This is a genomic window from Robertmurraya siralis (assembly GCF_005502275.1).
GTDB lineage: Bacteria > Bacillota > Bacilli > Bacillales > Cytobacillaceae > Robertmurraya > Robertmurraya siralis.
Genome location: NZ_SWLZ01000012.1, coordinates 63,621 through 88,822 on the forward strand (window position 1 = coordinate 63,621; position 25,202 = coordinate 88,822).

Sequence of the window (25,202 nt, forward strand, 5' to 3'; positions counted from 1 at the left end):
CCTTAACCCATTGTCGATTCACGAATGATCAATTCATGATCTAACAAAATGCTTTCCACTTTATTTTCATGAATACTATTAATTAACATGGTCGCAGCAGTACAACCCATTTTGTACATTGGTTGAGCAACCGTAGTCAAAGTTGGATTTGTCATATTGGAGAAACTAATATTATCAAAGCCGACGACAGCAATATCATCTGGAGCTTTTAACCCTGATGCGTTCATTTCCTTTAAAGCACCTATTGCCAAAGTATCTGATACTGCAAAGATTGCAGATGGCTTTTCTTTTAATTTCAGAAGCATTCTCATCGCTTGCACTCCGTCTTGGAAATCAAGCTGGGTTGTATTATAGATCCATTCCTTGCGCAGCGGTAGATTGAATTCAGCCAAAGCCCTTTCGTAGCCACTTCTTCTCTGTCTCGCATAAAGAAACTTTTCGTCTGAATTGATAAGTGCGATTTTTTCATTGCCTATTTTAATCAAATGCTTAACTGCGTGATAAGCGGCCAATTCATTGTCAATACTTACATACGGAATTACATTGCTTTCATCATACTCACTACATAAAATAATAGAATGGTTTTCAGCAAGCTCAATCAATTTTTGCATATTGACTGTAGGGTCCATGGAAATGACACCATCTGCCAATTTGTTTTTTACCATATTAAAATAGATATCTTCGCGCTCTGGATTCGAATTAGTTTCACATAGAAGAATATTGTAGTGATGGGCAATTGCGGTATTTTGAATACCATTAATAATTTCCGTATAAAAGGGATTTGAAATGCTTGGAATCAACACTAGTAGAAGACGGCTCTCCGAATTTCGCAAGTTTCTCCCGAGCATACTCGGTTCATAATTTAATTCTTTTATTGCATTTTCAACTTTTAATCTAGTGCTTGGACTTACAGTTGAATTGTTATTTAGCACTCTTGAAACGGTAGCAACTGAAACCCCAGCTTTTTGCGCTACTTCCTGTATATTCGCCATCAAACATCCTGCTTTCAAACTCATAGTAATGTAATCGATTACAAAATAAATTGTAAAATTAATTTCTTGCTTTGTCAATCATCAAAAAAAGTTAATATATTTAGAGTTTTAATGATTATTTCAATTATTTTTTTGTTATAATCAAATGTAACGGATTACAAAAGTTATAAGGAGGTTTGATTTTTATGAGATTAGGTGTTTTTTCTGTATTGTATTCGGATAAAGGCTTGGAGGAAATGTTAGATCATGTAGCTGCAATGGGGATTGAAGCAATCGAAATTGGAACGGGTGGCTACCCTGGGAACGCTCATTGTGACATCGATGAGTTGTTAAATGATAAGGAAAAACAAAAGGAATTTGTCGATAAAATATTAAGTCGCGGCTTAATTGTAAGCGCTTTAAGCTGCCATTCCAATCCACTTCACCCACAAAAAAAGATACGTGACGAAGCAGATGAGTTATTAACAAAAACAATCAAGTTAGCAAACCGCTTGAATATTCCGGTTGTCAATACTTTTTCCGGTTGTCCTGGCGATCACGAAAACGCAAAATTCCCCAATTGGCCAGTTGCTCCTTGGCCAAATGATTTCCAAGAGATTTTGAAATGGCAATGGGAAGAAAAAATAATCCCTTATTGGAAGGATAAAGCCCGTTTTGCTGAACAACATCAAGTAAAAATTGGACTTGAATTGCATGGCGGATTTTCTGTCCATACTCCTGCCACTCTTCTTCGATTAAGAAAAGAATGTGGGGCAGCAATTGGAGCAAATCTTGATCCTAGCCATATGTGGTGGCAGGGAATTGATCCAGTTGAGGCAATTAAAATATTAGGTCGCGAACAAGCAATATATCACTTTCATGCTAAAGATACAATCATCGATCAGCCTGTTTTAAACCGGAACGGGATTACGGATATGACCTCCTATGCCGATATGAAAAATCGTTCTTGGTATTTTCGTACGGTTGGCTACGGGCACGACGCTAAAGTTTGGGCTGACATGCTGAGCGTCCTCCGCCTTTACGATTATGACTATGTCGTCAGTATCGAACATGAAGATGGCCTTATGTCGATTGATGAAGGATTATCAAAAGCAGTGAATACGTTAAAGCCGTTAATATTTAAAGAAGCTACTTCTAATATGTGGTGGACATAAACTGCACGGGCCTTTTGCTTTGTTTCAAAGCGAAAGGCCTGCACTTTGGAACTCATATGCTTTTTATTCTTCCTATATTTCTTTGTTGTGCGTCTCTTCTGCTGGCGAATTTTTATATGGGCTATTTTTGCTAAGATAGAACTTCTCTTAAAAGGACAGAGTTATTACGCACTACTATTTAAAAAGACAATTAACTCCTCGAACGATTTTCATATGGTGAGACAGAATTCTTGCATGTCTTCCTTCCTCTGTGTAACGGTTTTGCAATGGTTTGAGTCGTTCAATAAACTCATGGTCACAACGGCAGCGATCCCTTGTCCGTTGATAGCAGAAGTCATGCTGTTGGCACGCTGCATCGACAGCGTTGATAGGGGCTCCTGGACCACTGCATCCCGGTCCGCACCAATTATAACGAGGGAACAAACAAAAACGCGGAAATCTTACCACCCTCTTCACCTCCTTGTATACAATTAAGACTGTCATAATACAATATGAGTGAAAAGAGAACGAAGTATAGCCGTTTATCAAGTAAAAGAAATAATCGTATTTTCTCTGGTTCAGCTTTCTTTTCTTTTAAAAAGTATAATAAGTAAAGCAAAACTGATAATGAGGTAAAGGAGGACGAAGATAGAATCGGTGAACAAAGATTCTAAAAATAAAATTTCATCCCCCTCCTCCATATGCTTGATTACGGTAAAAACCGGTGGAAATATCCATAAGAACCAATTTGCAATTGATGCTAATTCCGCCAACGATTTAGCAGAAATAGAGAGAACGATTACGAGCACAGCAGATAACCACGAATACTTTTTCGTCCCCCATTTTGTTGCTGAAAAGAGGGTTCCTATTAAAATACCAAAAAACGAAAAAATCACATGGCTGCTGACAGAGATTAGAATTAATGGGAGCGAGAGACTTCCCTTAAAGCTGTCTGTCATGATTGGGTAGAAAATTGCAAACGCATGAAGTGGAAGACTAATCACTATGATGGATAGCCATTTTCCTATTAAATATTTTTCCTTCCTCCCAAGTTGAAAAAACAAAATATATTTCTCTTGTTCTTCTTCCAATGAAAAAACTGTCATTGAAATCCATGTGATTGTTAAATATATCGCAATCGATGAAGCCCCATAGCTGCTAAGGATGGGGGCATTGTCATAAGTGTAGAGAATAAATATCCATAACAAAAATAGAGAGGCAGGAGGAATAAACTTTAATGATTGAATATAACTTTTAATTTGATAATGCACAAATGAGCTCACTACCCTACCTCATTTCTTTCAATTCTATAATTGAACAACCTTGTTCAAGAAGAATTTTTAACACCTTATCAGATTCAGTAAACGGAACTTTGACCTCAACAGTATTTTCTTCTATAAGCTTTTGGTCAATAAATGTCAACTCTTGTAAAATGCTATTCTGTGGAACTTTTGCTTTGATAATGTTTAATTTCTCCTTTATTTCCACGAAAGAATCGGAAATGATTTTTCCTTTGTCAACCTCAATTATTCTTGGAGCAAGTTCGCTTATAAGAACTTGTTCATGTGTCGTTAAGATAATGGTTGTATTATTTGCAAAAGCCTGCAATAGCTTGATGACTTTAGATTGAGTTGTTTGATCCAACCCAGTCAGTGGCTCGTCTAATAATATCAAGTCAGGTTCCTTTAGCAACGCTTGGATAATTCCAACTTTCTGTTTTGTTCCTTTCGAGCATTTTCTTAATGGTGTTTGGAGAAATTCTCCAATAGCAAAAACGTCTACATAGGACTCTATCTTCTTGTTAATCTTCTGTTCAAGTTTCCCGCTTATTTTTGCGATCAAATGTAAATAATCATTTATACTAAAACGAATATTCTCAGGGAAGTGCTCCGGTACATAACCGATATTCATCTCCGCCCGTTCGATATTTCCGTAAGAGGGCTCGTAGATTCCGCCTATTAGCTTTATCAAACTGCTCTTGCCAGAACCGTTAGTACCTTTAATTGCGATTGTCTCACCTTGACTGACGCATAAGGAAATATCTTGCAGAACTTTAACCCCAGCAATTTCCTTGCTCACCTTTCGCGCTTTAAAAATATCCATATAAAACCTCTGTTTTTCTTTTATTTTACCACTTTGAATCGGGTTGCTATTAAGTAATTTATCATTTCCTCCGATTTGTTCATCCTCAATTTTCAGTAACACAACATTAATATGAGTGGGGGAAGTTTTGTATAGAGCTAGATTTCTACATTTACTCAAAAAAAGGCCCATTGTTTATCTTTTGCAAAAAACAATAGGCGCTGGGTTTAGTTTATTTTTTAATCATAATGTGATCGTTTCTAGTTTAAATCCTTCTAGGTGAATATCTTCTTCGATTTCGAGCAATAAGCATTTTTTTCCTTCAAACATAATGTATTTTACTTTCTTCATTTCTTTCGGATTAATGGCTAAATCAGCTACATGCGTGCTAATCCTGATTTTTTTCGGAACGAGATTTGTTGCTTTAAATTCGTGTTTTTCGTCCTCTATTACATCCTTAAAGGCAAATTCTACTTTTTCTGCATCAACATCTTCCACACCACTAACAGTCAAAATTCGTTCAATATCTTTATAGTCGAGCTTGGGCTCTTCGTTTTCTTCGTTATCCTCGTTTTCTTGCACAACTCGGGCAATTTCTTCGTATACATTGGAAATCGTCCCCGTGTCCACTTCATCACCAATGACTTTTTGAATAATGATTTCAAAGCTAGCTTTATCTTCTTCAGCAGTGATAATGTCCTCGCAATTCAGCACTTCTGCAATGAACCGATAATCTGGTTCATTCGCTTTTCCTGCACTATAAAGAATTCGATTTACATCTGCGGCGTTTTCATGAAAAACAGGGAACATAAAACCAGCCAAAGGTGCTGTTAAATTAATGATTGGATCAAGATTTGTATTGGGCTTAAATTCTCTTTCAATATAGTCAAATGTTAACGCCTTTTTCGGTTGATCAGCCTTGTTAAAACTGCAAAAAATGAAAGAACTGGAATATACTTCGTCATCCCCACCTGTTTCTGTGTCTTGATCACGTTTTTTGGTTGGTTTTTGATACTCCCCGCGGATAAAGGTAACTACCGTATCAAATTCATATACTTTCACAGCAAACATTTTTTCTACGATTTGAAGCATTTGCTGTTGCCAATCTTCCGATAAACTTGATTGTAATCCTTCAAGGAGAATTTTTTGTGTACCGCCGAGCGAATCATGCTGAAATTTTAATTCAAACAGCTTAGAATCAAGTTGGCCAGTTAGAACTTTTTTGAAGTTTGCCAAAAATAACTCCTGTGCTTCTTTTTCAAGTATCTCAAAGGGTTGACTAATATGAGTATATATTTCTCCTGTCTCCTTTTTCACATAAACGTTGAAAATTTCTTGTATTTGCATATAGTTGTTCTTTAGTTTAAATTGCTTTCGGATATTAGCGATGTCATTTTTATTCATTTGTCTCAACTCCCATATCCGATTATACTTTGTTAAAAACATTTTTGTAATACTTGATTTTCATGGATGTAAGTTATCTGTTTATTGAATTACTGAAATGATTTCCATTTCTCTTTTGAAATCACTTGCCATCCATTCGCTATAAGCCTCTCAATGTACGTTTCCCATTCTATCTCCTCTAATTCTATAGCGAGCGACCGTAGCGACACATATTTATGTGATAATTAATAGTGACCTTAACGACTTCGTACCCATTATGATATTGCGGATGAAAGCCTGGAACATCAACGATATCCCCGATCATCGGACGAAAATCTGATTGGTAGCTTTTTTGCAATACTTCATTTTTATGATTATTATTTAAAGATGAGACGAAAATAAGTAGGTTTATGTTCATGCTCACTCCTTCTTTTTGGTTCAATCCATTTCTCTTATGAGTTTTTCTTCCCGTGCTTTTTGCAACAAACGGCAAGGTTGTCCCACGCTGTATACAATTAATTTATGCATAGCTCTTGTGCAAGCCGTGTAAAAAGTACGGCTCAGACTTTCGTCGCCGTATACTTCCTCTGAAGCATCATAAATAATAACAGCATCAAATTCAATTCCTTTTGACAAATACGTTGGGATGACAACGATGCCTCCCTCATATTCGAGAGAATTGCTTTTCAAAAGTTTCATATCTTCGATCATGGATAGCCCTTCATAGGCATGTCTACTTTCCGCGGCAGATTTACATATGATGGCAATGCTATTAAAATTACGATTACGCAAATCGCTAATTTTGTCAGCAATAGAACGATGAAGCTCATTATGGTTTGATACTTGTTTTAATACAGGTATCTCGCCCTCGCGATCAAAGGGAATAATTTGGTCACCATTTGAAAGAAGTGATCGTGTAAATTCAATAATCGGTTTTGTTGAACGGTAACTCCTACTTATATTAAATATTTTTGTTTCATCTTGACCGTAAAGATTCGTCAGTTGTGTAAAGTCGATCATCTCCCGTGCGTGAGCAAAGATTGCTTGGTTAAAATCACCGAGGACGGTCATTTTAGCATTCGGGAATAGATGTTTTAAAAATTCAAACTGAAATGGGGAATAATCTTGTGCCTCATCAACAACGATATGTTTAATCGTGCTGTTACTCTGAAAACCTTGAATCAGCTCCTTTAATAATAAATATGGGGTTGCATCTTCGTAATAGAGCCTATCTTGCTCCAGCATGTTTACTGTCAATTGGGAAATGTCAGCCCAATTTGCCGGCATTTCTTCGCCAATCCACTTTTTCACCTTTTCCGAATCAGTAAAAAATTGTTTATATAACTCTTTGAAATGAATAAAGCGCAAAGTCTTTACTTGTTTTCGTAACGGTTTTAATTTCTGGTGAACGATTAAACGGGCAAGTGCTTTCGGTTCCATTTCATACTCAGCTAATCTTTCCCGTGTAAAGCCTCGTTTTTCTGCTAAAATTCGATGTGCGCGATGGTATGCATCATTACTTAGTAATTCTATTTCCTCCTCTACCCACAATTTATCCCGTTCTTTTTTTTCAATTTTTTTAAGCTCCATTATGAGCCAGTCCTTGACCTTTTCAAGTCGTTGATGAAATCGCAGTGAGCCATTATGGTTATAAAATTGTTCGGCGATTTGGGATGAAGTGATGATTGACTTTCCTCTAAAGAGCAGATCATTGAACTGCATACCAGAAAATGCTAATGACTGTTGGTATCGATGTAATGCTTTGAAAAAAGTAGTAGTAGCTTTGAATTGAATATTCGCGATTCTTAAACTGTAAAATGAAGAATTCTTTTGTGTCAAAACATATTCCAATTGATCAAAAGGGGTTTCGAGTTGCGATTCTTTCTTTAAGCGGTACTGTAAATATTCCTGAAACGTTACTTGCTGCATATTTTCTTCGCCGAGTTCAGGAAGCACATTGGAAACATAGCTATTAAACATTTTATTGGGAGAAAAAAGAATAATTTGATCGGCAAGAAGATGACCGCGATATTTATAAAGCAAATAGGCAATTCTTTGCATAGCTGCCGATGTCTTCCCACTCCCTGCAGCTCCATGTACAATAAGAAGTCTTCCCTTATCGTAACGGATAATTTTGTTTTGATCCTGTTGAATCGTTGCAACGATATTGTGCATTTTTTTATTGCTTTCTTTACCAAGTACTTCCTGTAATATCTCGTCTCCAATCGTAATGCTTGTGTCAAACATTGAGTGAAGAAGACCATCACGAATAAGATATTGCCACTTTTTTTCTAGTTTTCCTTGAACTATCCCACCTGGAGTCGTGTACTTAGCTGGACCGGGTTGATAATCATAATAAACACTTGACACCGGAGCTCTCCAATCATAGATGAGAAAGTTTTCTCCGCTAGCATCCCGAAGAGTAGAAATTCCGATATAAATTTGTTCTGGTACTGAAGTATCTTCTTCCAAAAAATCGATCCGTCCAAAATAAGGTACGTCCTGCATACGTTGCAATGTCGAGAGACGCTTTGATGCATGTCTGTGTGTGCCCTGACTAACGGATAACGCTTGCACCTCTTGTCTCAAACCAATGATCGTTTCAAGATAGTCATCAAAGGTATCCGTATTTACTTTCACTTCATCCCAGAAGTGTTTACGAATTTGTATGACTTCATTTTTCCGGCGTGACGTTTCATCTTCCAATCTGTTTATCTCCTCTGAGATGATTTTCATTACGTTGGTTAATCGTTGTTGCTCCGCCTCGAAATTAGAATTCATAAAAAACACTCCTAAAAAAGTTTTTAAAAGGGTTGACGAATAAATCGCCTGCGTTGTATAATTAAGTTAGGGTAGTATTGTTACTTTTAAATTATACAATGAGTATCTATATAAATTTATCATAATCACGTATTTTTTTCAATGATTTTTTGATGCAAAAAGAGTAGAATTTGAGCAACGTCAAATTCTACTCTTTTTTATTTATTATAGTACTAATCCGTATCATTCGTTTTATTGGCTTCATTAAAGAAATTCTCACAAAGCCACTGACCTTCTTCGCTAAATAATTTTATGCAGATGTTTCGATCTATCGAAGCACCCGCAGCCCAATTTAGAATCGTTCTCACATTTGCTTCTTTCATAGGAAAATGGTGGATAAACACTTCTGATTGCTCATTTAGTCTTGTTGACCATATTTGCGAACGTGCCATGACCGTTGAATAATACGTACGGATGAGTTTACGGGCAAATCCTTGTGTGATGCTTTTAAATTCTTCATCTGAAGCTATACTTATTCTTCTCATAGTCCGTTGCAAAACATCGCAAATATCTCCATTGAAGCTTATCGCTATTTCCGGTGTTAGTTTATAAGGACCAAATCGCGGTCTTAAATCTTCTCCGTATAGACAAACACATAATTCTTTAAGAAATGCCTGCTCATAATAATTTGCCGGATCCATTATATAATCGTAATATCCGACAGCAATGCCGACTTCACGAAACAGTAAATTAGCTTTGTATGACAATTGTTCAGCAAGAAGTTTTAAATGGCTCGACTGATCAGAACTCAGTTGTTCCTGATAAACCGCAAGAAGATCCAAGTCTGACTTACATTGGATAGCATCTCCTCTTGCAACACTGCCATAAACATATACACTGTGCAAATTTCTTGAAAAACTGTTTTTAAGTTTTTCTACCGACTCTCTAATAAAAGGCATATAGACGTCATCAATTAATTTCAAGTTAACGTCACTAACGATAAACCCTTCATCATCAAGGCCGTCACCTGTTTTTAACCTCCTCCTTTTCAATCGCTCACCTCCTCATTATATAGCTGCCAAAAATCGTTACCATTCGTTCCTTTACATCTCTTCTAATCAAATTGTTCACTACCGTCATTATGGAAGCAATTGAAAAATAGGTTTTACTTTTTTACCAACGTAACTGCTCCCCCCTCGTTGTTTCACATCTTCAATCATCATCGCAATCAAAAGATCTTGTTTGTCATGATCATAGGCAACAAACCAGCCGTTTTCAGTACCTTGTGTGTCGCTTTTGCTGGCTTTGATTTCGGCTGTACCGGACTTTCCGGCAATTGTTCTTGTAGGAATATAGACACCATGACCAGTGCCATTAGGGTCTTTCACAACATCAAGGAGATATGAATCAATCCGTTCAACTGTTTCATGGTCAATAAGGTTGTTTTTCCATATCTTTCGTTCTTCCTCTTTTAATAAGAGTGGATAAAGCATATCTCCATCATTGAGGAAGGGTGTGTATGTCATCGCTAAATGAATAGGGCTCATCAAAATTTCCCCTTGACCATAGGCGGAATCGGCTAATTGAACTTCTGTATTGATCCCAGCATTGGATAGTTGAGAAGGAGCCATGGTGAATGGCAAATTCAGCTCCTCATTAAAGCCGAATTCTGTTATCGCATTAACAAATCTTTCAATTCCCAATTCAATTGCTTCTTGAGCAAAATAAATATTGTCTGAATAGACAATAGCATCTCTTAAATTAACTGTAGACTTATTTTTCACTCGGGTCACGTAATATCCACCCCAAGACTCATCCTTCGACCAACGAAGACCGTTAATTTGCTTTCTTTCATTTGGCTCTATCGTTCCTAACTTTAAGCCAGCGGCTGCAGTAATTGTTTTGAAAACAGAACCGGGGGCGCTTCGGTTAAGAAAACGATTAAAGAACGGATTTTTTGGATTTTGATTCCATTCTTCCCACTGTTTTGTTGATAAGCCACGGACAAATGCGTTTGGATCAAATGCTGGAGTGCTCACTAACGCAAGAAGAGCACCCGTTTTTGGAGCAACCGCGACAGATGTTCCCGCATCTCCCTCGAGTTGTTGATAAATTTCATACTGTAAGTTCGCGTCAAGTGCAAGCTGAAGAGTTTCTCCATCAACAGCATCTGTTTGCGCCAATGTTTCTTTTAGGTTGCCATCCTTATCACGGATATAGATATGGACTCCATTCTTTCCTCTTAATTTATTTTCATAAATGCTCTCTAATCCTGTGTTACCAATAATATCACCAGCGGAATAGCCTTGCTTCTCTAACTCTTGTAGTTGTTCCGCGCTGATTTCTCGAACATAGCCAATTAAATGAGCGGTGGCAGGACCAAAAGGATACGTTCGAACCGTTTCTTCTTGGATCATCACACCTGGTATTTTTAAAAAAGGCTCGATATCCTTTTGACCGTAAGGAAGCGTTACTATCGGAACAAACAATTCTGGCTTAACCCAGTCAGCGCTTAATTTTTGTTTTATCTCGTCAGGTGTTATTGCTAACAGGTCAGCCAATGCTTCAATCGAAGTCTCTTCTTGATCTGAAAGCTTTTCTGGCACTATTCCCACTACATAAGCTGGTGCATTGATCGCAAGACCACTGCCGTGTCGATCATAAATCTCTCCTCTTGTCGCCTTAAGCGTCCTCACTCCTACTGTATCCCCCTCCTCCATCGGTGGAAAAATAAGAGAGGGCTCCCAATTAACAAACCACTGTTGTTTTTCATTACTTTTTTCTTTTACCAACTGGGCTTGGTGATCAAATTCAATCGGCCCAGCATTTGTGGTCATACGGACCGTATATTTCAATGTTATTGCCCCTCCTTTCGTTTCTTCCGTGTCCGTATAACGCCCAGTAATCTTTAATTGTTTCACTTCAATTCCGTTATAGATCTTCTCATACCTTTCCACAAATTGTTGTTCTGACATTCTTTCTTTCGCATTCCCGGATAAATGCTGATACATTTCAGCAAAATTCATTTCTTCCCAGCTTTCAAGATACATGGAAAAGCTGTCCTCAGGACTTAACTTTTTTGAACAGCCACCGGCCATGAACATGAGGAAGAAAGTGAGCATCCATAAAGTAATTCGTTTCATCTTTTTCAACTCCTGCTTATAACTGCGATTGTATTATTCATTAAAAAACACCCTGAAGATTCTTTGACTAATCGTGTTAGCCGTACTGTGTGGGGCAGCATAACCATCTTTGTATGCGTGCGGAACGATGACGGCGAGCGCAATTTCTGGCTGATCAAATGGGGCATATCCGACAAAAGATTGATTCCATGTTTTCACACCATTTTTGAACGATTCCGCTGTTCCTGTTTTTCCTGCAGCATTATATGGCTCGTTGAGAAAAAATTTTCTAGCGGTTCCTTGTGTTCCATGAGTTACCTGCCAAAGTCCCTGCTGCACCCGTTCGATGTATTTATCCTCCATTTCAATCCGGTTTAAGACAACTGGATGAATTTTTTCAACAACATTTCCTAAAGTTTCGTTTTCTATTTGTTGTTCTCTTATTTCTTGAACAAGTAACGGCTTCATCCGATAACCACCATTTGCTATGGTTGAAATATATTGGGCTATTTGCATTGGTGTATAAGTGTCTAACTGTCCAATCGCAATTTGAAAAAAAGTACTTTGATTCGTGCCTTTAATTCCAGCAGTTTCATTTGAAAAGCCGATTCCAGTAGGAACACCTAAGCCAAATTGATTAAAGTAAAAGCGGATCATCTCAATTTTTTCAGGATCAAATGTTAACGGTCCATTTTTGACATACTTGCCATTCATCATTTCGATTGCTGTCAGCCACATATACACATTCGAGGAACGTTCTAGCGCTTTTAAATCATTAACTCGATTCATTACCGTATAGGACGAAAAAGTACCAGAACCTTTAATATGCAAAACTTCATCCAAGATCGTTTCTCCTATTTTTCGTACACCTGTTTGATAACCTGCAAGCAACGTTGCTGGTTTTACCACAGAACCTTGTTCAAAGGCATAAGTAAATGTGCCAGGCGTATAATCATAAAACTTCTTTGACTCTCGGTCATACACTTTTCCAGACATAGCAAGAATATAGCCAGTTTTTGGTTCCATTGCCACAACAAATGCTGTATCAAGAGTTTCTGTATGGGACTGTCGTATTGCCTTTAAGAGCTCCTCTTCCATAATGTTCTCGACTTGTTTTTGAAATTCCATATCAATGGTAAGGACAATGTCCTTACCAGGTGCTCCCTCGGCGACGATCTCCTTATCTATCACTTTTCCACTTTGAGCAGATGTAATCTTCATTTGACGTTTATTGCCCTGTAACACTTGATCATAAAGCTCTTCTAAATAGCTTTTTCCAACCCGATCATTGAGATTAAACCCCATTGCTTTATATTGTTCTGCCTTTTCTGCTGGAAGACCCTCATCTGTCGTCGTCACTTCACCTATCATATTCCAAAATGTATCTCCATAGGTGCTTTCTCTTTTCCAATCTGTTGTTACATCTACACCAGGTAAACGAGCTAAATTTTCACTTACTCTAGCAAACTCTTCGTCAGATACATTTTCATTTTTAATGATTGCAGGTGTTAAAGCGATGGCACTTGAAAGCTTTCGATAAATAGCTGCCGTATTGCCCTCAACGCTTTTTAAATCATTTGCAGTAATTCTCTCAAGTTTTTTGTTGTAAATTTCCTTATCCGTAAGGTCACCATTTTTCCAAGCTTGCCATTCTTCTGCAGTTACAAGCTGTTCCCCATTTTCATTTTCTAGCAACCAAATATCTTTCAATTCCCGAGTACGGACTTTATCAATATCCTTTTGATTCATCTTGATCATTGCAGATAGTTCCTTGGCCAAATCCAATAGTTCAGTTGGTTGTGGATGCTTTGGGGGCGTGAAGGTGATCGCTTGTTCAGGTGTATTATAAACAATTAAACGCTGATTCCGATCGTATATTTTTCCTCGTGGAACCTCATATTGAACAATAGTCGATTCTTGTTTTTCTAATTCATGAAGATACGCTTCCCCGTTCACAATTTGTACAACGCCAAGACGAATAATTAATATGGAGAAGAGAACAAAAACAACAAAAAACAAAATATTCATCCTCTTCACAGGTTTATTTCTCTTTTTATTCAAGTGACAAACCTCTTTCTATTTAAATGTTTCGACGATCACTTTCGCTGTATTAGCAATTAACTCATCATTGTAAGTGGCTTCCACTTCATCTTTGCTCGACATAATCACCATAATGATTGGCTTTCGCTCAGGCGGCCAGACAATCGCGATGTCATTTCGAGTTCCATAACCTCCCGCACCGCTTTTGTCACCGACGACCCAATCCTTGGGAACTCCAGCCCGAATAAGTGAATCCCCTGTCGTATTTCCCTTCAACCAATCTTGAAAAATATCTTTCTTAGATTGGGAGAGAAATTCATCTATTCCAACATATTGAAGGTTTTTAGCAAGGGCCTTTGGTGTACTAGTATCCCTAGAATCACCAGGTGTTGCTTCATTTAATTCCGTTTCATAACGATCGACACTTGTTGTTTGATCACCAATTTTTCTCAAAGCCTGCTGTAACCCCTTAGGTCCCCCGAGCTCCTCAAGCAAAAGGTTTCCTGCTGTATTGTCACTGTATTGAATCGCTGCTTCTGAAATTTCTAATAAATTCATACCCGTTTGAACATGCTTTTCTGTAATCGGTGAGTATGTAACAAGATCATTTGTCGTAAAGGTCTTCAATTTCTTTAGTTCACTAATAGTAGACTTTTGCAGAATAAATGCTGCTGCAAATGGTTTAAAAGTAGAAGTATATGCAAATCTTTCATCGGCCCGATAGTTAATCGTCTTATTCGTTTCTGTATCAATTACATAAACACCTAACCGGGCTGCAAATTCTTCTTCAAGCTGTTTAAATTGCTCTGTTGTGGAATCCACTCGTACTTCTGTTTTTGCTGCTTCCTCACTGCATCCAGTAACAGTGAAAAAAAATAATAATGTCATTGCTTTATATAGTCGTTTTTTAAGCTTCATTGTTCATTTCCTCCCTATTTGATTACGTTAGTAATCTGACTACATTTGTAGTATAATACTACATACGTAATCAAATAATGTCAATTTTTTATACATCGAATTGCTAATTGATTAAGAGAATGGTAGAATTCGAGTATTATCAAATGTTGAATAAACATGTAAGGAGGGATATTAGGATGTTTTTAAATCATTTTATGATCGGTTTTATCGCTTCATCTTTTTCGATCATCGTCATTTTAGTTATGAAAAAATTATTTAAAAATCATCTTTCTGCTAAATGGCATTATCATCTATGGTACATCCTTTTTATCGTTTTAATGATTCCATTTATACCTCTTCACATCTTTAACATTAACGAACATTTTCATTTTCGAACGATCGAAAATGAAATTCAGACACGTTCTTTAACTGCTCAGGAAGGTCATAAAACGGGTGAAACATTCAATTGGATTGAAGATTTTTCAGTTACGGTCAATCAGCCTGATTTATCCCTTCTGAATGTCCTACTTGCGACAATCTGGCTTGGCGGAATGCTATTTTTTGTCTGCGTCACATTGAAAGCATGGTTTTCCATTAGAAACATCAAAAAATATTCGGTCCAGTTAACCGATCGTGAGACTATAAAAGTCTTTGAAGTTTGTAAAAAAAGACTGGGAATATCAAGAAATATTAAAGTGGTAGTATCGCCTCATATTACTTCACCCATGATGTATGGGCTTTTTCAAACATATGTTGTCTTACCTTCCTCTTTTCAGCTATCGAAGAAGGAAATGGAACATATTTTTTTACATGAGCTAAACCATTATAAAAACAACGATATTTTAATCAATTATTTTTCCATTGCTTTTCAAATTGTTTATTGGTTCAATCCACTTGTGTGGCTGGCATTCAAAAAGATGCGTCTTGATCGTGAAATTGCTTGCGATATGGCTGTTCTACAATCATTGGAATCAGATGCTCACCATGATTATGGATACACGCTTATCAATTTTATCGATAAAGGTATGTTCAAAAGAAAATTTACTTTGGCAAACCTTTTAAACGGCTCCAAGGAGCAGATGAAAAAGAGAATAGAACAAATTGCCTCCTATTCACCGCAATCTAAAAGCTCAAAGTGGAAAAGCTTTTTCATCTTTAGCTTCATAAGTATAGTGATCGCAACTCAATTACCGTTCATCTCTGTTTTTGCTGAGGAAAACAATCGCTACTATAACATCGAGGATAAAACGGTATATGAAGATTTAAGTAAATATTTTTCAGGCTTTGAAGGAAGCTTTGTTTTATACGATCAAAATAAAGATCAGTACCGCATATACAATGAGGATAAAAGTTCATTAAGAGTATCGCCAGACTCCACTTATAAAATTTATAGTGGTTTAATTGCCTTAGAATCCAATATCATTACACGGGACTCTTCCACCCTTACATGGGACGGAAAAGAAAACCCCTATCCAGCATGGAATATGAATCAAGATTTAGAGTCTGCCTTAAAAAATTCTGTCAATTGGTATTTTCAACAGTTAGATAAAGAAAATAGTCTTGAAACGATCGAAACCTTTTTAAAAGAGCTGGGTTATGGAAATGAAAATATATCTGGAGGAATTGATTCATTTTGGCTTGAATCTTCTCTAAAGATTTCTCCTCTCGAACAAGTCAACGTTCTTCACGATTTCTATACAAATCATTTTTCCTTTAATGAAGATAACGTCAATACAGTTAAGGACGCTCTCCGTTTGGAGGAAAAACCTGGGCGGGTTCTCTCAGGCAAAACAGGGACAGGAAATGTAAACGGAGTAAATATTAGAGGATGGTTTGTTGGATACGTTGAAACGGATGACAATACTTTTTTCTTCGCAAGTTATATTGAAAATCATGGAAATGCAGCAGGAAGCAAAGCTGCAGAAATTGCCTTATCGATCTTAGCAGATAAAGGTATATATTAAAGATTTATGGATGAGGAGGAGGATTGTTGGTGAAGAATATTCCCAACATTTCAGAATCAGAATGGGAAGTAATGAATATTCTTTGGAATAAATCGCCATTAACGGCCAACGAAGTTATTGCTTCTCTGCAACAAACAACTGATTGGAAGCCTAAGACGATTCGCACCCTTTTAGATCGTCTCGTTCATAAAAACGTCGTAGGTGTCAATCGAAATCAAAAAGTATACACTTTTTATCCTTTGTATTCTCAAGATGAATGCCAACGTGCTGAAACGGAATCATTCGTAAAAAGAATATACGGCGGAGCTGTAAAATCGATGCTTGTTCAATTTATTGAGGAAGAATCTCTTTCAGATGATGATATTAAGGAATTGCGAAAGATTCTCGATGAAAAGCCTAAAGAGAAATAAAAAAGAACACGTCCAGATTACAAAATCTGTTCGTGTTCTTTTTTGCCATTAATGTTTTCTGAAGAAGAAAAAAATTCTTTTACTCGTCGAAAAGCTAACAGACAATGCATGTTAAGAAAAGGATTTTTCCAATTATTAGCGAATATTTACTTTAATATATTGATTGGTGGTGTAGTGATGATCAATAAATTTGTCATGCCTGAAGTAATATTCGGTCATAATTCCCTCCATCAGGTTGGAGAAAGTTGTATCCGACTCGGAGCAAAAAATGTACTAATTGTAACTGATCAAGGAGTTATGGAGGCCGGCTGGGCAGACGTGGTTGAAAAAAGCTGTAAAAGTGCGGAATTAAGCTACACAAGTTTCAATGAAATTACAACTAACCCGAAGGATTATGAAGCAGAGCTTGGTGCCAATGTTTACGTTGAGAATGAATGCGATGCAATTATCGGAATTGGTGGCGGTAGTGCTATCGATGTAGCAAAAGCAGTTGCTATTTTAGTTACAAATGGCGGAACAATTTCAGAGTACGAAGGGGTTGATCAAATTAAAAAACCACTCCCTCCCCTTATTATGGCGGCGACAACGGCAGGATCCGGGTCCGAAGTTTCACAATTTTCTGTAATCGTTGACAGTAAAAAGAAAAAGAAAATGACGATTATTTCAAAATCGCTCGTTCCCGATATTGCAATTATTGATCCGCTCACCCTTTCGACAAAACACGACCATCTTACCGCTTCAACTGGTTTGGATGTTTTAACACATGCTATTGAATCATATGTAAGCGTTGCCGCAACTGCGTTAACAGAGGTATATTCAAGAAATGCTATTCGACTTATCTCCCAATATTTACGGCCATCAGTAGCGTCAAAATTAAATAAAGAAGCAAAGGAGCATATGGCCATGGCAAGCCTTCAAGCCGGGCTCGCTTTTTCCAATGCAATATTGGGGGCTGTTCATGCTATGTCGCATTCAGTTGGTGGTCGATATCCGATGTTGCATGGCGATGTAAATGCCGTCCTTCTTCCTCATGTAATGGAATTTAATTTGTTAGCAGCCCCCCAAAAATTTTGCGATATTGCTGAATTGCTTGGTGAACATATTGGAGGTTTAAGTGTATACGAAGCTGGAAAAAAAGCGATCGAGCATGTAAAACAATTATCACTTGATATTGGTGCCCCTCAATCCTTATCGGAAATGGGGCTTGAGGAAAAAATAATTAGAGAATTAAGCTGTCTTGCCTTGAACGATGCTTGCATGATTACGAACCCCCGTGATATTAAGGAAGAAGATGTAGAAAGGCTTTTTCATCAAGCATTATAAGGGGGGGATTATTCCGTGAATACACAAGAAAGAATGATCGAATTATTAACTGGAATTCAATCGTCAAAAAGGAATTATTACACAGAATTAAAAGAAACCGTCCACGAGCTTGAAAAGAAAAACATCCAGTTAGAAATTATTAATGAGATCATGAGAAGCTTTAATGTCGACATGTCCATAAATGATATGCTAGAAAAAATGCTTGGAAAATTAAAAACTATTTTTCCAATTAATCGAATATCACTTTTCTTGAAAGTCGAAAATACCCTCACTCTTTCACACTGCTATCCATCAGATTCGCACTTTTTTGTGCAAGGAATGATTATTCCAAAACAGCAAGGCTTGTACTGGACCGTTTTAAAAACGGGTCAAGCACGCCTTATCTACATTGAAGAAAGCGAGGAAATGTTCGAGGTACAGGCTTTGCGCAAAATCGATCTCACAAGCTGTCTTTTATTGCCTTTAAATTATAAAGATAAAACGATTGGTATTCTGCTATTAGGGAGCAAGGAAAAGCTCGAACTATTGGAGACTGATCTCACGTTCTTCCAACAGCTCTCCAATCAAATTGCTGTTTGTTTAGAAAACGCACGTCTCTTCAATGAGGTGCTGCAAAGAAAGAAACAGTGGGAAGAAACTTTTCAAGCCGTATTTGATGCAATTTTCATCATTGATTTAAATGGCATCATTCTTCAAGCAAATAAAGCAGCACAACAAATATTTTCCCATTCCGAAAAGCTGGAAGGACGTTTAATTCATGATTTCCCATTCAAACAAGGCGACTACCAGTTTCAATTTTCGCCTATTTTAAATATCCCCTCATCCGGGGAGCTCCTTATTGCCAAAAGGATTTGTGAATATTATTGCTACCCTATTCTGGATGAACATGGCGCTCAATATGCGTCGATCATTTATATTAAAGATATTACCGCAAAAAAACAGATTGAAGCACAGTTGCTCCAATCTGGGAAGCTCGCGGCGATTGGGGAAATGGCTGCTGGTGTAGCGCATGAATTAAATAATCCCTTAACTGCAATTATGGGGAATGCACAACTTTTAAATAGAAAATTAAATCTAAAAGATGTTCAATTAAAGCAACTGCTTGAAGACATTCATGAATGTGGAAAAAGAAGTAAAAATATCATTCGCAATCTTCTGACCTTCTCTCGACAGGAGCAGTATCGCTTTGAAAAGTGCTCCGTAAATGATGCTGTTGCACAAGTATTGAGCATCATTGGCAATCAATTGCACAAACAAACAATTGAATTAGAAACGAAGCTCGATCATAAACTTCCATTTATTGATGGAAACTTGCAACAAATTGGGCAGATTATTTTAAATTTATTATTAAATGCCAAGGATGCGATTGAAGGCTGTGAGCATCCGAAAAAGATTTTGCTTGAAACTTTTCAAGAACAAGGAAACGTTATCCTTGCTGTAACAGATAATGGCTGCGGCATCGAGGAGCAAACTATCTCTGAAATTTTTAATCCCTTTTTTACGACAAAAACAGATGCAAAAGGAACAGGTCTCGGTTTATCAGTTAGCCTTGGTATTGCCGAAGCCCATGGTGGAACGATCAAGGTAATAAGTAAACAGCATCAAGGTAGTACATTTAAGCTGATTCTTCCAATTAAGGAGTGAAATAATGGCAGAAATTTTAATCGTTGATGATGAGAAGGAAGTTAGCACATTTCTTTCTCATCTGTTAAATGATAAAGGACACTCTATGACTATTTGTTCTAGTGGTTTGGAATTCGATTCAAACATACAAAAAAAACAATTCCAATTGGCATTTCTTGATGTGAAACTGCCTGATCGAAATGGTCTTGCGATTTTGAAAACATTAAAGGCGGTGCAGCCTGCTTGTAAAGTAGTCGTCATGACTGGGTATGCCACCATTCAAACAGCTGTGGATGCGATTAAATTTGGTGCAAATGACTTTATTGAAAAGCCTTTTGATGATATTAAAGATATTGAAAATTTGACGGAGCAGATTTTACAAAATGAAAATGGTTCTAATCACGCTGAAATTGATAAATTAGCGCAACAATTGAATTGTTTTATCGGCAACAATAAAGAAATGATACAAGTATTCAAATTAGCTCACAAATTAGCTCAGAAAAATATCCCGATCCTTATAGAGGGAGAAACCGGAACAGGCAAGGAGATCCTTGCCCGCTTTATTCATCATGCAAGCTTGCGTAAAAACTATCCTTTTGTCGGAATAAATTGCGGTGCCATTTCAGAAAATTTGCTAGAAAGCGAACTATTTGGTCATGAAAAGGGAGCATTTACCGGTGCTACGAAAGAGAGAAAGGGATTCTTTCAACTTGCAGGCAAAGGCACTTTATTTCTTGATGAGATTGGAGAAGCTTCATTGACTACACAAGTGAAGCTTTTACGAATATTGGAGACAGGCGAATTTATAAAAGTTGGCGGCGAAATGACTGAGTTTAGCCTTGCCAGAATTATCGCTGCGACCCATGTTGGACTTGAGGATGCTGTCAAAAATGGTTTATTTCGTGACGATCTCCTTTATCGTCTTGATGTAGTGAAGCTAATGATCCCACCGCTGCGTCTTCGCTCTGAGGACATTCCTCTTTTCATTGAATTTTATCTACAAAAGGAGCAGTTGAACTTTACTTTTACAAAAGAAGCACTTGATTGTCTTCGTTTTTATACATGGCCAGGAAATATTCGTGAGCTAGTTAATGTTATTAAAAGAGCCGTCGCTTTTGCTGAAGAGGAAACAACAATGATTACAGCGGATTATCTTCCGGAAAGAGTTCGAAATGTGAGCGCTCGTGATAGCAGGACAAATAATCCATCCTTTCCAGCTTATCACCATACCACCTTTGAACAATTTTTACACAATTGGTCAGAAGAAATATTAAAAATGTTATATGTACAAAAAAGCTCAGACCTAAATAAAGTGTTTGAAATGATGAATATACTTGAAGCTAAAGCAACACAAACTTTTATTGAAAAAGCTTTAAAGAATACAGTTGGAAATCGAAAAAAAGCAGCAGAAGAACTGGGGATTACGTTGCGAAAATTACGCTATTATTTAAATGAAAAAAAATGAGGAGTGCAAGAATAAAACCTTGCACTCCTCTTGTTAATTCATCTTTAAAACAACTCGACCGTTTATCTTTCCATTTATCATTCGCTCAAATACTTTATTTACATCGTCTAAGGAAGCGGTTTCAATTTGGCAGCGGATTTTCCCTCTAGCTGCAAAATCGAGTGCCTCCTGCATGTCCTTTCTAGTTCCTACAATTGAACCTTTCACTGTGACTCCATTTAAAACAGTATTAAAAATCGGAATAGGTAGATCATCATGTGGAAGACCTACAACAACTAGTGTTCCACCTCGTTTAACAGAACGATACGCTTGCTCGAAAGCCTTTTGTGTGACTGCAACACTAACTGCTGCTTGCACGCCCCCTACCTTTGCCTGAATTGCTGCCGCCGGATCCTCCTTCAATCCATTGACAGTAAGATCTGCGCCTAATTCTTGCGCCAACTGCAATTTTTCATCCTGAATATCAACAGCAATAACATTAAACCCCATCACTTTTGCATATTGCAGTGCTAAATGGCCTAAACCACCAATCCCATAAATAGCTACCCAATCTCCTGGTTTTGCTTCAGATACCTTTAATGCTTTATAAGTCGTCACACCAGCACAAAGGATTGGGGCTACTTCAACGGGATCAAGTCCTTCTGGAATTCTTGCTACGTAATCTGCTGGAGCCTTACAATATTCGGCATAGCCGCCATCAACAGAGTATCCCCCGTTTTCTTGTTTAAGACAAAGCGTTTCACGTCCGCTCAAGCAGTATTCACATTCTCCACAAGCAGAGTAAAGCCATGGAATCCCAACTCGATCGCCTATCTTTAATGATTTTACTCCATCACCGACCGCCTCAACGATTCCAACCCCTTCATGACCAGGAATTAAAGGCAACTTAGGTTTTATCGGCCAATCACCATGGGCGGCGTGAAGATCTGTATGGCATACCCCACATGCCTCAAGCTTCACTAGTACTTCTCCGTAATTTAAAGTTGGTTTTTCCACTTCCTTGATCTCCAATTGTTTCTTAAATTCATTGACAATTGCCGCTTTCATCGTTTCCATTCCCCCTGTTTAAAAAAGTTCACTATTTTTATGCAATTACTGTGCCAACTCATCAGTTCAAATAATTGTTGTTGTTTCAATAATAATGAGAGGCCTTCCTCTTTCATTTTTAAAAAAGAAACGATAAATCGGCCAAATTGGCCGAATTTTCGTAAAATTACGATTAAACAAAAACTTTAATCTGTGAAAGTTAACATGGCTAAAAAATATTTATTAAATTGAATAAACATAGTATGATAATAATTAAAAAATAGGAAGAGGTACGTCGATGAGCTCAACTTTGGCACCAAAACAAGCAGTGAAAACCAAAATATTAGTAATCAATGCGCTTTTTATCGCATTAGTTTTTGTATCGACAATGTTCATTAATATTCGCCTGCCAATCATGGGAAATGGCGGACTGATTCATTTAGGAAATGTTCCCCTTTTTATCGCCGCATTTCTCTATGGAAGAAAATCAGGAGCGATTGCAGGTGCTGTAGGAATGGGATTATTTGACCTTATTTCAGGCTGGACAGCATGGGCCCCTTTTACTTTTGTTATCGTTGGAGCAATGGGGTATCTTGCTGGACTGATCGCCGAAAAGCTTCCAGGGAAAAAGTTATACGTCTATTCAATGGCCGTGGCCGTTGCTTTAATTATTAAAGTAGTAGGCTACTATTTTGCAGAAGTACTCTTATACAGCAATTGGGTCTTACCATTTGGTTCAGTTCCCGGGAACATCATGCAAGTCGTCATCGCTGGCATCATCGTAATTCCACTTGCAGCACGATTAAAAAGATATGTATAAAATGAGTAAACTGGATGATGTTATCACGAACTTGCTGCATCATCCAGTTTTGTAATCAATGTCTTTTTTGAATTTGCTTACATACTAATCGTTCCTCCCCTATCTACCTCTCACAATGATCATATTCACAACCTTATACAATGCTGTACATGACTGGTCAATCTTGTTAGATAACTAAAAAGCCCTAGTGGAGATACTAGGACTTGAAAATACGTGAGTGATAAAATGATTGCCTACTCACCAGAAACCCAAACTAATTTAATGCTATATTTAGTCGTTCCTTTTGTAAAAACACGATTAAACTTGCCATCCATAATTAATTGTCTTAAAGAACGTTTTGTTTCGTCTGCCCACTCATTGATCTTGCCACGCCCATCATAAGGAAAAACGGAAGACTGTTTTGCATTGATTTTCACAAGATCATCTCCGTCAAAGTGATGCCGATAATTATAATTGTAGCTTTCTGATTTATCCTTTAGTTTAAGTGGTGCACGATCGATTAGCTTGTTTTTGCGGTAAAAAGAAATAATATTAGCTTTTCCTGACTTTATTTTATCAATTTCTATGATAATTTCCTTCTCATTCATATGCATAGTCTCCATTTCCAAACTATATTTTTTAAACCTTATTAATAGTCAGTATCCCCAAACAAAGAAAGCTATAATTCTGTTTCTTTCAAAGTGCTCTTGCCTGAATAGATTTAACTCACGTTGATTAAGTGCTGTTCCTTCCTTTGAATTTACATTGTTTCATTAACAAAAAAGCTTGCAGCCTGTTTTCATTAAACTCGCCTGCAAGCTTTAAAGCTAAAATCTCGTTACTTTCATGATACACTTATTTTCGCTAAATTGCGAACTTATTTGATGAATGTTTACTTTAGCCAACACTGAATATGGAGATCAGCTGTTAAAATATATTATAATTTCAAGAGATCGAGTGGAAACTCCTCCACTTCTCTTCCTTTTCTTCCAATCGTTGTTTTTGCCCTCGTCAAGGAATTTAGAATTGCTTCCTCAGTTGCTTCAGCAGCTGCGCAAAAAAGCATGTTCATCATACGCTTGTCTTCTCTAAAAAGGAATTGCTGCTCTATCCTATCGCTTGAAAAATGAGGAAATGTCTGTGAGGTTGAAAAGGCCATTACAATATCTCCACTTCCGTGACTCATATGGCTTCCTGTTCTTCCGAGACCGATTCCACATCTTTTCGCCATTCTCTGAAGCTGGCGTTCATTAACAGGGGCATCCGTAGCCAACACGATCATGATCGAGCCGTCTGTTTGTGCATCTTCGTTATTATTTTCAACTCTTCGTTTTTTTTCAGTGTCAATAAAACGATTATACGAGTATAGTTCATCTTGAGTACCAAAATTACTCAATACTAAACATCCAATCGTGTAAACTCCTTGTTCTCCATCATCGACCACCAATCGTGATGAGCAGCCTATTCCACCTTTATAACCGAAACAAACCATTCCTGTTCCTGCTCCAACTGCTCCTTCCATTGCCTTATCTGTTGAAGCTATTCTAATGGCCTCTTTTGCATGCTCCGGTTTTACTGACATCATTCGAATAGAATTCAAGTAACTATCATTACATTCCCCAACGACGATATTGGCGGTACCTGTAGTCTCTCCAATTTCTGGATTTTGCTCCAACAAATATTCTAAAGTCCCTTGTGTTACGGCAGGAATTGAAAATGTATTAGTAAGCATGATCGGAGATTCTAATCTTCCTAATTCATTCATTTGCACTAAGCCTGTTGATTTACCAAATCCGTTAAAAACATAGCTTGCCGCGACAACTTTATTCTGGAAGATATTTTCTTCGTGCGGAAGAATCGCTGTCACGCCTGTACATGCCCATTCATTATCGGCATTTGCAAGTGGATGATGTAAAGTTACATGACCAACACGAACCCCCTGTACATCAGTGAGGCAATTTTTCGGTCCCGGTGGCAATTGTCCTACTACAATACCCAGATCTCTAATTTTTTTTCTTTCCATAGACATCCCCTCTTACGTTATGAGAACCACTCCGTTAAGCTACTCTTATTGCCTTTTACATACATGCCATAGTAAATAATTTCTGTAAACAAGCATAAAAATTAGAAATCATGATAATCCCTTTATAAGTGGAAACTCTGATTAGCGCTAGCCCAGTGTG

At 37.4% G+C, this 25,202-nt stretch carries 21 protein-coding genes; 7 read left to right on the forward strand and 14 right to left on the reverse strand.

Annotated features, from left to right (window positions below; all coding sequences use genetic code 11):
• Positions 1-2: 2 nt before the first annotated feature.
• Positions 3-992 (reverse strand): LacI family DNA-binding transcriptional regulator, encoded by a 990-nt coding sequence (locus tag FCJ93_RS14525; RefSeq protein WP_095313363.1) that lies wholly within the window; start codon positions 990-992, stop codon positions 3-5.
• Positions 993-1,177: 185 nt separating this feature from the next.
• Between FCJ93_RS14525 and FCJ93_RS14530 the strand changes: the two genes are divergently transcribed.
• Positions 1,178-2,146 (forward strand): sugar phosphate isomerase/epimerase family protein, encoded by a 969-nt coding sequence (locus FCJ93_RS14530; protein ID WP_095313366.1) that lies wholly within the window; start codon positions 1,178-1,180, stop codon positions 2,144-2,146.
• Between the two features lie 174 nt (positions 2,147-2,320).
• On the opposite strand, the gene FCJ93_RS14535 is transcribed toward FCJ93_RS14530, so the two are convergent.
• The 10 genes from FCJ93_RS14535 to bla form a co-directional block, all read right to left on the reverse strand.
• On the reverse strand, positions 2,321-2,593 hold the full coding sequence (locus FCJ93_RS14535) for a phospholipase (protein WP_095313368.1): 273 nt from the start codon (positions 2,591-2,593) through the stop codon (positions 2,321-2,323).
• A gap of 110 nt (positions 2,594-2,703) precedes the next feature.
• Entirely contained in the window at positions 2,704-3,408 is a 705-nt protein-coding gene (locus FCJ93_RS14540) for a hypothetical protein (protein WP_137744012.1), read from the reverse strand.
• Between the two features lie 4 nt (positions 3,409-3,412).
• The gene (locus FCJ93_RS14545; protein ID WP_170211317.1) at positions 3,413-4,387 is read right to left on the reverse strand and encodes an ATP-binding cassette domain-containing protein; all 975 of its coding nucleotides are present in this window, start codon (positions 4,385-4,387) and stop codon (positions 3,413-3,415) included.
• Positions 4,388-4,450: 63 nt separating this feature from the next.
• The gene (locus FCJ93_RS14550; protein ID WP_095313373.1) at positions 4,451-5,611 is read right to left on the reverse strand and encodes a DUF4317 domain-containing protein; all 1,161 of its coding nucleotides are present in this window, start codon (positions 5,609-5,611) and stop codon (positions 4,451-4,453) included.
• A gap of 184 nt (positions 5,612-5,795) precedes the next feature.
• Positions 5,796-6,008, reverse strand: coding sequence for a hypothetical protein (locus tag FCJ93_RS14555; RefSeq protein ID WP_235879492.1), 213 nt, complete (start codon positions 6,006-6,008; stop codon positions 5,796-5,798).
• Between the two features lie 20 nt (positions 6,009-6,028).
• A complete protein-coding gene (gene helD / locus FCJ93_RS14560; RefSeq protein ID WP_137744014.1) occupies positions 6,029-8,371 on the reverse strand; it encodes an RNA polymerase recycling motor HelD in 2,343 nt (780 codons plus the stop codon).
• A 212-nt stretch (positions 8,372-8,583) separates the two neighbouring features.
• Positions 8,584-9,402, reverse strand: a complete 819-nt coding sequence (locus tag FCJ93_RS14565) for a nucleotidyltransferase domain-containing protein (RefSeq protein WP_235879493.1) — start codon at positions 9,400-9,402, stop codon at positions 8,584-8,586.
• Between the two features lie 87 nt (positions 9,403-9,489).
• Positions 9,490-11,493 (reverse strand): penicillin-binding transpeptidase domain-containing protein, encoded by a 2,004-nt coding sequence (locus tag FCJ93_RS14570; protein ID WP_137744015.1) that lies wholly within the window; start codon positions 11,491-11,493, stop codon positions 9,490-9,492.
• A 33-nt stretch (positions 11,494-11,526) separates the two neighbouring features.
• A complete protein-coding gene (locus tag FCJ93_RS14575; RefSeq protein WP_235879494.1) occupies positions 11,527-13,533 on the reverse strand; it encodes a peptidoglycan D,D-transpeptidase FtsI family protein in 2,007 nt (668 codons plus the stop codon).
• Between the two features lie 15 nt (positions 13,534-13,548).
• Positions 13,549-14,430: a class A beta-lactamase gene (bla, locus tag FCJ93_RS14580; protein WP_137744016.1), complete on the reverse strand. Its 882-nt coding sequence runs from the start codon at positions 14,428-14,430 to the stop codon at positions 13,549-13,551.
• 176 nt (positions 14,431-14,606) lie between these two features.
• On the opposite strand from bla, the gene FCJ93_RS14585 reads away from it, so the two are divergent.
• The 5 genes from FCJ93_RS14585 (at position 14,607) to FCJ93_RS14605 (ending at position 21,194) form a co-directional block, all read left to right on the forward strand.
• Entirely contained in the window at positions 14,607-16,373 is a 1,767-nt protein-coding gene (locus FCJ93_RS14585; RefSeq protein WP_137744017.1) for a BlaR1 family beta-lactam sensor/signal transducer, read from the forward strand.
• Positions 16,374-16,399: 26 nt separating this feature from the next.
• On the forward strand, positions 16,400-16,783 hold the full coding sequence (blaI, locus tag FCJ93_RS14590) for a penicillinase repressor BlaI (protein WP_095313385.1): 384 nt from the start codon (positions 16,400-16,402) through the stop codon (positions 16,781-16,783).
• 174 nt (positions 16,784-16,957) lie between these two features.
• Positions 16,958-18,106, forward strand: a complete 1,149-nt coding sequence (locus tag FCJ93_RS14595) for an iron-containing alcohol dehydrogenase (RefSeq protein WP_137744035.1) — start codon at positions 16,958-16,960, stop codon at positions 18,104-18,106.
• Between the two features lie 15 nt (positions 18,107-18,121).
• Positions 18,122-19,750 (forward strand): sensor histidine kinase, encoded by a 1,629-nt coding sequence (locus FCJ93_RS14600; RefSeq protein ID WP_137744018.1) that lies wholly within the window; start codon positions 18,122-18,124, stop codon positions 19,748-19,750.
• A 4-nt stretch (positions 19,751-19,754) separates the two neighbouring features.
• Positions 19,755-21,194: a sigma-54-dependent transcriptional regulator gene (locus FCJ93_RS14605; protein WP_137744019.1), complete on the forward strand. Its 1,440-nt coding sequence runs from the start codon at positions 19,755-19,757 to the stop codon at positions 21,192-21,194.
• A 33-nt stretch (positions 21,195-21,227) separates the two neighbouring features.
• Here FCJ93_RS14605 and adhP read toward each other — a convergent pair whose 3' ends face one another.
• Positions 21,228-22,241, reverse strand: coding sequence for an alcohol dehydrogenase AdhP (adhP, locus tag FCJ93_RS14610; protein WP_095313391.1), 1,014 nt, complete (start codon positions 22,239-22,241; stop codon positions 21,228-21,230).
• A gap of 277 nt (positions 22,242-22,518) precedes the next feature.
• Here adhP and FCJ93_RS14615 point away from each other — a divergent pair, with 277 nt between their 5' ends.
• Complete coding sequence (locus tag FCJ93_RS14615) at positions 22,519-23,040, forward strand: ECF transporter S component (protein ID WP_095313393.1); 522 nt, start codon at positions 22,519-22,521, stop codon at positions 23,038-23,040.
• A gap of 233 nt (positions 23,041-23,273) precedes the next feature.
• On the opposite strand, the gene FCJ93_RS14620 is transcribed toward FCJ93_RS14615, so the two are convergent.
• Together FCJ93_RS14620 and FCJ93_RS14625 are read right to left on the reverse strand one after the other, a co-directional pair.
• Positions 23,274-23,627 (reverse strand): hypothetical protein, encoded by a 354-nt coding sequence (locus FCJ93_RS14620; RefSeq protein WP_095313395.1) that lies wholly within the window; start codon positions 23,625-23,627, stop codon positions 23,274-23,276.
• Positions 23,628-23,956: 329 nt separating this feature from the next.
• Positions 23,957-25,042, reverse strand: coding sequence for a DmpA family aminopeptidase (locus FCJ93_RS14625; protein ID WP_095313397.1), 1,086 nt, complete (start codon positions 25,040-25,042; stop codon positions 23,957-23,959).
• Positions 25,043-25,202 lie beyond the last annotated feature (160 nt).

Coding starts and splice junctions, on each gene's coding strand:
- adhP (WP_095313391.1), bottom strand. CDS start 22,241: ATGAAAGCGGCAATTGTCAATGAATTTAAGAAACAATTGGAGATCAAG.
- FCJ93_RS14550 (WP_095313373.1), bottom strand. CDS start 5,611: ATGAATAAAAATGACATCGCTAATATCCGAAAGCAATTTAAACTAAAG.
- FCJ93_RS14525 (WP_095313363.1), bottom strand. CDS start 992: ATGGCGAATATACAGGAAGTAGCGCAAAAAGCTGGGGTTTCAGTTGCT.
- FCJ93_RS14570 (WP_137744015.1), bottom strand. CDS start 11,493: ATGAAACGAATTACTTTATGGATGCTCACTTTCTTCCTCATGTTCATG.
- FCJ93_RS14585 (WP_137744017.1), top strand. CDS start 14,607: ATGTTTTTAAATCATTTTATGATCGGTTTTATCGCTTCATCTTTTTCG.
- FCJ93_RS14530 (WP_095313366.1), top strand. CDS start 1,178: ATGAGATTAGGTGTTTTTTCTGTATTGTATTCGGATAAAGGCTTGGAG.
- FCJ93_RS14615 (WP_095313393.1), top strand. CDS start 22,519: ATGAGCTCAACTTTGGCACCAAAACAAGCAGTGAAAACCAAAATATTA.
- FCJ93_RS14555 (WP_235879492.1), bottom strand. CDS start 6,008: ATGAACATAAACCTACTTATTTTCGTCTCATCTTTAAATAATAATCAT.
- FCJ93_RS14625 (WP_095313397.1), bottom strand. CDS start 25,042: ATGGAAAGAAAAAAAATTAGAGATCTGGGTATTGTAGTAGGACAATTG.
- FCJ93_RS14605 (WP_137744019.1), top strand. CDS start 19,755: ATGGCAGAAATTTTAATCGTTGATGATGAGAAGGAAGTTAGCACATTT.
- helD (WP_137744014.1), bottom strand. CDS start 8,371: ATGAATTCTAATTTCGAGGCGGAGCAACAACGATTAACCAACGTAATG.
- FCJ93_RS14620 (WP_095313395.1), bottom strand. CDS start 23,627: ATGAATGAGAAGGAAATTATCATAGAAATTGATAAAATAAAGTCAGGA.
- bla (WP_137744016.1), bottom strand. CDS start 14,430: ATGAAGCTTAAAAAACGACTATATAAAGCAATGACATTATTATTTTTT.